The sequence below is a fragment of the Lysinibacillus sp. NPDC094403 genome, from assembly GCF_050278745.1.
Taxonomy (GTDB): Bacteria; Bacillota; Bacilli; order Bacillales_A; family Planococcaceae; genus Lysinibacillus.
In genome coordinates this window covers 1-7,614 of record NZ_JBNNTL010000037.1, presented here as the reverse complement: position 1 = coordinate 7,614, position 7,614 = coordinate 1, and the positions used below count along the sequence as shown (strand labels likewise).

Here is a 7,614-nt window from a genome sequence, read left to right as displayed (position 1 = left end):
TAGTTCGTTCTTTAATCTTGAAAGTCTAGTATATAAAAAATACCTGCAGTTAGCACACTCTTTTTCAAGTGTCCTAACTACAGGTACCATATTAAGCAATCCTAATTATGCTATCCACCCTTTTATTAGCTACCTCTGTAACAATTATTATGAATACAAACAATATTTTTGAAAAAATACATCATGATTCAAATGGGGCTCATCAAATTTTAACTATGGGTAAGGATATTCATAATCCAATCACTGTCAACAATTGGTGGCAAGAGCAACAAGGAGTTACTGCCTCTAATCTCATTCCTTATAGAAATTTATCTGGCTTCACAGCGAATGGTGTAGAAAAGCAAAATCTCTTATTCATGATGAATACACCAAAAATGCCCTTTGCTATTGATCGATTACTATTTTCAGAGGGTGAAAATCAGGACTATCCTACTGAGGGAACGATTTGGATTCCCACATCGATGGCTTCTACTTCGAATATTTCACTTGGAGATGCTATTGAATTTAACACCGGCGAAAAAGCTTTTTCATTAAGCGTTTCTGGTATAGTTGTAGATTTGCCATATGGTGGACCCTTTTCAAATAATGCTCGTATTTGGATGAACGACTCTGACTATCATAAACAATTTGATACGATGATAGGGTCTGAACAATACATGATGGCTCTTCGCTTTGATGATTATCAGCAAAGTGCAAACTATTGGATAGAATTCGAAAAATTTTTAAACGGCCCCTACCTTGAATCAAAAATGGAATACGTGGATCTCTATTCGTTTAATTTAATTATTAATAAAATTATCGGCTTTATAATGATCGCTTTTGGTGTAGCAATGTTATTCATTTCATTGTTTATTATTGGTTTTAGTATTTCAGATGCCATTTTAACTAACTATAAAACGATTGGTGTCATTAAATCTCTCGGACTTACTTCTCGAAAAATTAGTGCGACCTATGTTTTACAATTTCTTTTATTATCCGTGGTCTCGATTATTCCTGGCCTTATTGCCAGTACAATCCTTTCCAGAGTGATCATAGAAAGCTCTTTATCTTATTTAAAGTCCGGAAAACATTTAACGATTATTCAAGATTTTAGAATCACCATGCTACTTGCTGTCATAATCCTTGTCATTGTTATCCTTACTGCGTTCATTTACTCAAACAAAACACGCCACGTTGAACCAGTACAGGCAATTAAATACGGTATGTCAGAATTTGCAAACAGTAAATTGAATCGGCGTTTAAATAACTCTAATCACCTTTCTAATTTTGTTAATTTGCCGATTCAGCTTCAAATTGGCATTAAAAACATCACCAAAAATATGAAAAGTTCCATTCTTATTATTGTTCTTACAGCCATTACTTCTGCTATTTTAGTGTTTAGTGCAGTCATGCTTAATAGCTTTATTTCCATCAAGCAAAACACACCAGCATTTGGCTACGATTCATCACATGTTGTAGTAACAGTTTCTAATGATGCAACATTTTCAAAACAACAGTTTGAACAATTTTTACGCTCAGATGAACGTATTAAAAATCACGCTTGGCTAGATCAATTTACAGGGGTTCTCCCTAATGAACCAAATCAACCGTTAAATATTAAAGTCGATACTCTTGAAGGTAGTTTTGATGCTGCTGGATACGAGACAATTTCTGGCCGTAATCCTGTAAATAAAAATGAAATAGCCATTGGCCTTAATGTTGCGAAGGCTTTACACAAAAATCTAGGGGACATTGTGGAAGTCTATATCGAAGGCAAGCAGCATCATTTGATTGTTACTGGTATCTATCAATCAATAGCAAATATGTCTAATTCAGCGAGAATTACCGCTGATGTTATCAAAGTTTATAATGCTACCTATTCTGCTTCAAAACAAAGTATGATCAATTTGGTAGATGAGACATTATCAGCTCAAATCGTTGATGATTTAAACAATAACTTTAAAAGCTCTGTCAAAGTTGACACACAACAAACATTATTAGATGATTTCTTTAAAGTAGTGGTCGCTGTTTTAATCATCCCATTATCTGTTATCGGAATTTTATTTATCGCTGTAACATTCATCATTATTTTTAGTGTTTCTAGAATAAACGTAAGAAAAGAAAGTGGAACTTACGGAATTTTTAAATCTATTGGTATGACCTCAAATACTATTAGATGGTCGATTACATCAGGAATTCTATTTCTTTCAGCACTAGGGACTATATTTGGGATTTTTATCGGTGTTAAAGTAATACCCGTAGCTTTACAAAGTATTCTTTTAGAATACGGCTTACTTGAACTCCCCCTTGCGATAAACTGGCCAGTTAGTATTGGATTATCTCTTTTAAGTATTTTGGCCGCTTGTCTTGGTTGCTGGTTATCAACGAAAATAATCGCCAAAACCTCACCGCGAATTTTGCTTGTTGAATAAAAAATGCCCCCGAATTCATAGAAGGAAGTGAATCTATTGATTGATTACATGACTTTTGAAGTGATGTGGATGGATGACATTATTGCAAATGTTGAGTTAAAACCGACTGATGGTGGCACACCATATGTCATTAACTATATTGAAGATTTTAACAAGCAATTTTCACCGACGATGGAGGGGCATATAACCTTAGAAGAACTGGAGCGTTGGCTAAAATGGCGAACCTTCCCCCCTACTCGGGTCAACGCAAAAGAATTACTAGCTTCTCTAGATATGCAAGCCTATAATCGCTGGGGCATCGTGCGGAAAACACATGGTGTAATGGCAGATGATGAAATTTGGATTCGATTTAAAGGCGAAACCCTCACACATCGGGATGTCTGCTTACGCAAGGATCTATACTATCCTGAGGAACCCAATTTTCTAGAGTTTCAATAAGTTAACTGGTGGGAGACTTCTGCTGAAAGAAGTTAAACGAGCTCTCAGACGTATTTTAAATCGAGTTGACGGGTGATTCCCTAACTCGATTCGTCTGGGAGCTCTTTAAGAAAACTAGTATCAAATATAGCGAAAATCTTTAGCGAAGAACAGGTAAGGAGATAAAACAAACGATTTCAATAAATCACCCTATACAACAAAAATATTTTGCATTTCACTAAAAAAAATTGAATTCCTTTTTGTATCGAAAGGAAATCAACTTTTCATAACTTTACAACGATAAAATTATTTGATATCTGTGAAAAAGTCTTCTTCAGACAAAACCTCAATATTACTTCTTCTTAGCAACGCGGTAGTTACGCCTACGCCAACTAATTTTGTCCCATTGAAATCTCCATTGTAAATCATTGCACTGCCACAGGATGGACTATACTCTTTTAATATAACCTTAGTTGCACCTAGTTCGAGCGCTTTCTGTAATGTTGCATATGCGCCCTTAATATAAAGCTCCGTGACATCACGGCCAGATTTTTCAACCACTCTCGCTTTTCCAGCAAGTACGTCTTCACCATCTCCACCAACAATTTCAGCGGGCTCACGAGGCGTCGAAAAACCTCCCATAAGCTCAGGGCATACAGTTACCGCCTTATTTTCTAACACAAGCTGTTGAATTCTTTCGTCTAAACTATCTGTTCCGTTATACCGTACCTTTAATCCTGCTAAGCAAGAACTTATTAAAATCATATGTGCACCTCATTTTTAATCAGTATCGTATAAGTAAAACTTTAACTTATTAAAAGAGTCTGTCAACAGCTTTTCTATGGCTTATGTTACTTCCTTGACCTACTTATTGATTTTTTTAATCCATTTTTTATTATTAGTAGGATAACTATATCACTGGTTTGTGCTACTATTTTATTATCTATATTTGAATCATTTTATCATTTAAAAGGAGCGACAAGACTTGGTTGAATACACAATTTGTTTTCTTAAGAAGGGTGACCAAATATTACTGCTAAATAGGGATTTCCCAGAATGGATGGGGGCTTGGAATGGTGTAGGTGGAAAGATTGAGAAAGATGAAACTCCATTGGCTGGTGCATTACGAGAAATTAAGGAAGAAACGGGCATTGTACTGAAGGATATTACATACAAAGGAAAAATAACATGGACGGATGGAATGACCGACTTTGGCTGTATGTACGCTTTTATTACTGATTTACCGGAATCCTTTCATTATGTGACACCGATTAAAGTTGCTGAAGGCATTTTAGATTGGAAAAATCTATCATGGATTTTCCATCCTAAAAATGTAGGAATAGCAGATTTAAAATATTATTTACCGAAAATGCTGGATGAAACAACTAACTATGAATACATATTTACATATAAAGATAGTGAATTGATTGATATTACGAGTACCACATTAGTACTTACTGTCTAAATATAATAAGCCTCGTTTACGAGGCTTGGCTAATTATTTTCTCGGTTGAGCAAATCGCATTCTGCACATCGACCAATTCAATGTTGTTTTTTGAATTTCATCATAGATGTTCCACAGGCTATCGACTACCCGTATTTCAACATTACGTTTAAACATTTCCTCAAATAAATTTTCTACTTCAAATTTAGCAATAGGATATTGTATTGTTTCACTCGTATAATAACCAGCATTTTGATCCTGTAGTGTAAACCCTTGAATGTCAAACTCATATAAGTAGAGTTTCGTATTTTTCATCGTCTCAAACCACTTGCTTTCAATTACGACGACATGTCCACATGATGCTGATGTTATATAGGCTTGTTTATCTTGTTCGGTTGTATCGACACCAACATGGTAGCAAACTCGGGGACAATTTCTAGGTGTTAAGAAATTAGGCAAGCATTTATCGTTAATTGCCCATACTAGACCTTTTTCTGGATCTAAATCTAGTCGATCCGGTAATCGTGGGTGAAATTCTGTAATATCACTTTCCTCACTAACATGATATATGCGCACATGTTTCCCCTCCTCTATTTTCTTGATTTGAAGACTATGAAATCTGTATATTGATTCCAGCGTTTAATCTCTCTTTTGTCGTTACTATTCTTACGATACTATTCACTCATTTCAGTATAGTATTGTAACGTTACCTTTCTTGTGCACATTCATATTTTTTCATAAACGAAAAAAAGATATAGACTTATATTTTTTATATTATGTAGATAGAGGCACGCCATCTTTAAGTAAAAGCACAAGCCAGAAATCCCTAATCGAATTTCTGGCTTTTCTAATTTAAGAACTAGATTGAGTTCTGATAGGCAATGCATTGTCTAAAGTGGCCTGTCGTTTAACAGTGATCCATCTTCCACATAACATGACAATCAAAGCAAAAAATACAATGACTCCTGCAAATACAAGCGCCGCCTTATAGCTACTATAAATCGCCACAAGCTGACCCGCGATAATTGGCCCGATAATTTGTCCAAAAGCATAAAACGTTGTTAACAATGATACGACTGGACCGCTTTGTGTTGGGAATAGCTGACGTGCATAGGACGTTGTTAACGTCACAATGCCTACAAATGTCAAACCGAATAAAAATGACGATAATAATACGCTCCATACTGTTTGTGAAAATACTGGTAATAAGATACCTAATACTTGCAATACATAGGCGACAAATAAAATTTTGATTGCAGAGAATTTTTCTAATAATACAGTCCAAACAGGTGCTGACGGGATAGCCGCTACACCAACAATGACCCAGCTATACGAAGAGTATGCTTGTAGTGAAGGAATATTGTGAATGATATCTACCAAAAAAGTACCAGTGATAATATAGCCTAACCCCTCAAAGCCATATGCGACGATTAGCCATGGCATAAAGCCCTTTGTCATTTTTGCATCAGAGGATTTTGCGGTTTTCACACTATCCTGTACATGCAAACCTCTCCAAAGTATATATGTTATCACTAAAAAAACAGCAGATAAAATCCCTAAGCCTATCCATGTACCTTGCCAGGCAAACCGTGCTTCAATAGCAGGGACTAATAAACCTGAAATAGCAATTCCTAATCCGATACCACCAAATAAATAGCCTGACCATCGTGTAAGTGAATGCTTTGCTAAATAATCCATAATAATACTACATGTTAAGACAAAAATAAGTCCCCCTGTAATGCCCGCAATCAGACGAAGCACAAGCCAAACACTATATATTTCAATGATTCCCATAAGTACAACAGAAAGGACATTTAAGACAACACTGAACAATAAAATGTTCTTCTTTTGGCGATTGATAAATCCTGCCCACAAAGCACCAATGAAATAGCCTATATAATTACTTGATGCTAAAAATCCTGCAACTTCAAACGAAAACCCGACATCATGTCGCATAAATGGCAAAATTGGTGTGAATGCAAACCGGCTAATCCCCATTGCCACTACAAGTAATAGCACCCCACCAAATAAAATTCCAATGTGCTGTCGATTCATCATTCCCCCACCCCCTAAAAAACTTTTTGTAATTAAAAGGATACAGAGTGAAAATTAATAAATCTAATATATAATTTATATAAAAGGATAAAAAATTTTTATAAAAGGTGGGATACATAATGAATTTACATGCTCTTAGATTATTCATCAAAGTTGCCGAGCTCAATAGTGTTTCTAAAGCTGCGCAAGCTCTAATGATTAGTCAACCTGCCGTTACCATTCAAATTAGAAATTTGGAAAAAGAACTAGACTTAACTCTTTTAGAATCAAAAGGCAGAGGAATTGCTTTAACACAAAATGGGGAATTTTTATTCAAGCAGGCTCAACGATTATTTGATTTGGAAATGGATATTGAAAATAAACTAGAGCAATTAAAAAACACGGGTAATGAAGAATTACAAATTGCTTCTACCCATGTTCCATCACATTTTTTATTACCGAAATGGCTCGCAAAGTATAAACAAGCCTATCCGACAACTAATATCCACATAAAAACGGCTAATTCCCAGCAGGTTATTGAAGAATTACTTCACTATAAGGCTGATATGGCTTTTATCGTAAAAGAGGATGGTCATCATCCAGATATTAATTATCAATTTCTCATGAATCTCGATTATTGGTTTATCGTCCCATTTGGTCATCAGCTGGCAGAGCAGAAAGTGACATTAGCGGAATTAATGCAGCAGCCATTTGTTTCACGAGAAGATGGTAGCTCTACGAAAGAATATTTAAACGCTTTATGCAAGGTACATAAGATCCCGCCCCCAAGAGTAGGGCTACAACTGGACGGCATCAATGAATCCATTCACGCCATTGCAGCTGGATATGGTACGATGCTAGCTCCATCTATAGCAGCTTCTAGCTTTATTCAACGACAGCAAATAGCTAGAGTTTTTATAAAAGACATCGATGTTCAACGTCCTATCTATCTTTGCACAAGGAAAAATGAACAAAATATCTCTTCAACCTTTAATACTTTTATAAGCATCATCAATGACTCAATTTCATAACCATTAATTTTCAAAAGTTTAAACTACACAAAATTTGTACAATAACGAATTGATGTGTAGTTTTTTTATTTATAAAATTTGTAATAACTATATCTCATGGCTAAATACCATTACGTGTGGTTGATTTCCGTTCCGGCTGGGCGCTTTCCTGGGGGCGTCCGATGAGCCGCTTCACTCGCGTTGCTCGCTCCAGGGTCTCATCTGTGACGCTATGAACTGCACCCGAATTATTGGACTTTAAAATTCTAATAAAAGAGGTGCAGTTTGTGATTTCCGA

At 35.7% G+C, this 7,614-nt stretch carries 7 protein-coding genes; 4 read left to right on the top strand and 3 right to left on the bottom strand.

Annotated features, from left to right (window positions below; genetic code table 11):
* The first annotated feature begins 149 nt into the window (after nt 1-149).
* On the top strand, nt 150-2,411 hold the full coding sequence (locus ACQKMV_RS23635) for an ABC transporter permease (RefSeq protein WP_427506883.1): 2,262 nt from the start codon (nt 150-152) through the stop codon (nt 2,409-2,411).
* Nucleotides 2,412-2,447: 36 nt separating this feature from the next.
* The gene (locus ACQKMV_RS23630) at nt 2,448-2,849 is read left to right on the top strand and encodes a hypothetical protein (RefSeq protein ID WP_427506881.1); all 402 of its coding nucleotides are present in this window, start codon (nt 2,448-2,450) and stop codon (nt 2,847-2,849) included.
* A gap of 285 nt (nt 2,850-3,134) precedes the next feature.
* Here the strand turns inward: ACQKMV_RS23630 and ACQKMV_RS23625 are convergent, their stop codons facing one another.
* Nucleotides 3,135-3,593, bottom strand: a complete 459-nt coding sequence (locus tag ACQKMV_RS23625) for a DUF523 domain-containing protein (protein ID WP_427506879.1) — start codon at nt 3,591-3,593, stop codon at nt 3,135-3,137.
* A 220-nt stretch (nt 3,594-3,813) separates the two neighbouring features.
* On the opposite strand from ACQKMV_RS23625, the gene ACQKMV_RS23620 reads away from it, so the two are divergent.
* On the top strand, nt 3,814-4,293 hold the full coding sequence (locus ACQKMV_RS23620) for an NUDIX hydrolase (RefSeq protein WP_427506877.1): 480 nt from the start codon (nt 3,814-3,816) through the stop codon (nt 4,291-4,293).
* Between the two features lie 33 nt (nt 4,294-4,326).
* Here ACQKMV_RS23620 and ACQKMV_RS23615 read toward each other — a convergent pair whose 3' ends face one another.
* Complete coding sequence (locus ACQKMV_RS23615; protein ID WP_427506876.1) at nt 4,327-4,848, bottom strand: DUF6886 family protein; 522 nt, start codon at nt 4,846-4,848, stop codon at nt 4,327-4,329.
* A 276-nt stretch (nt 4,849-5,124) separates the two neighbouring features.
* A complete protein-coding gene (locus ACQKMV_RS23610) occupies nt 5,125-6,327 on the bottom strand; it encodes a YbfB/YjiJ family MFS transporter (RefSeq protein WP_427506885.1) in 1,203 nt (400 codons plus the stop codon).
* Between the two features lie 119 nt (nt 6,328-6,446).
* Between ACQKMV_RS23610 and ACQKMV_RS23605 the strand changes: the two genes are divergently transcribed.
* Nucleotides 6,447-7,337, top strand: coding sequence for a LysR family transcriptional regulator (locus ACQKMV_RS23605; RefSeq protein ID WP_427506874.1), 891 nt, complete (start codon nt 6,447-6,449; stop codon nt 7,335-7,337).
* Nucleotides 7,338-7,614: the final 277 nt, after the last annotated feature.

Coding starts and splice junctions, on each gene's coding strand:
- ACQKMV_RS23635 (WP_427506883.1), top strand. CDS start 150: ATGAATACAAACAATATTTTTGAAAAAATACATCATGATTCAAATGGG.
- ACQKMV_RS23625 (WP_427506879.1), bottom strand. CDS start 3,593: ATGATTTTAATAAGTTCTTGCTTAGCAGGATTAAAGGTACGGTATAAC.
- ACQKMV_RS23610 (WP_427506885.1), bottom strand. CDS start 6,327: ATGAATCGACAGCACATTGGAATTTTATTTGGTGGGGTGCTATTACTT.
- ACQKMV_RS23605 (WP_427506874.1), top strand. CDS start 6,447: ATGAATTTACATGCTCTTAGATTATTCATCAAAGTTGCCGAGCTCAAT.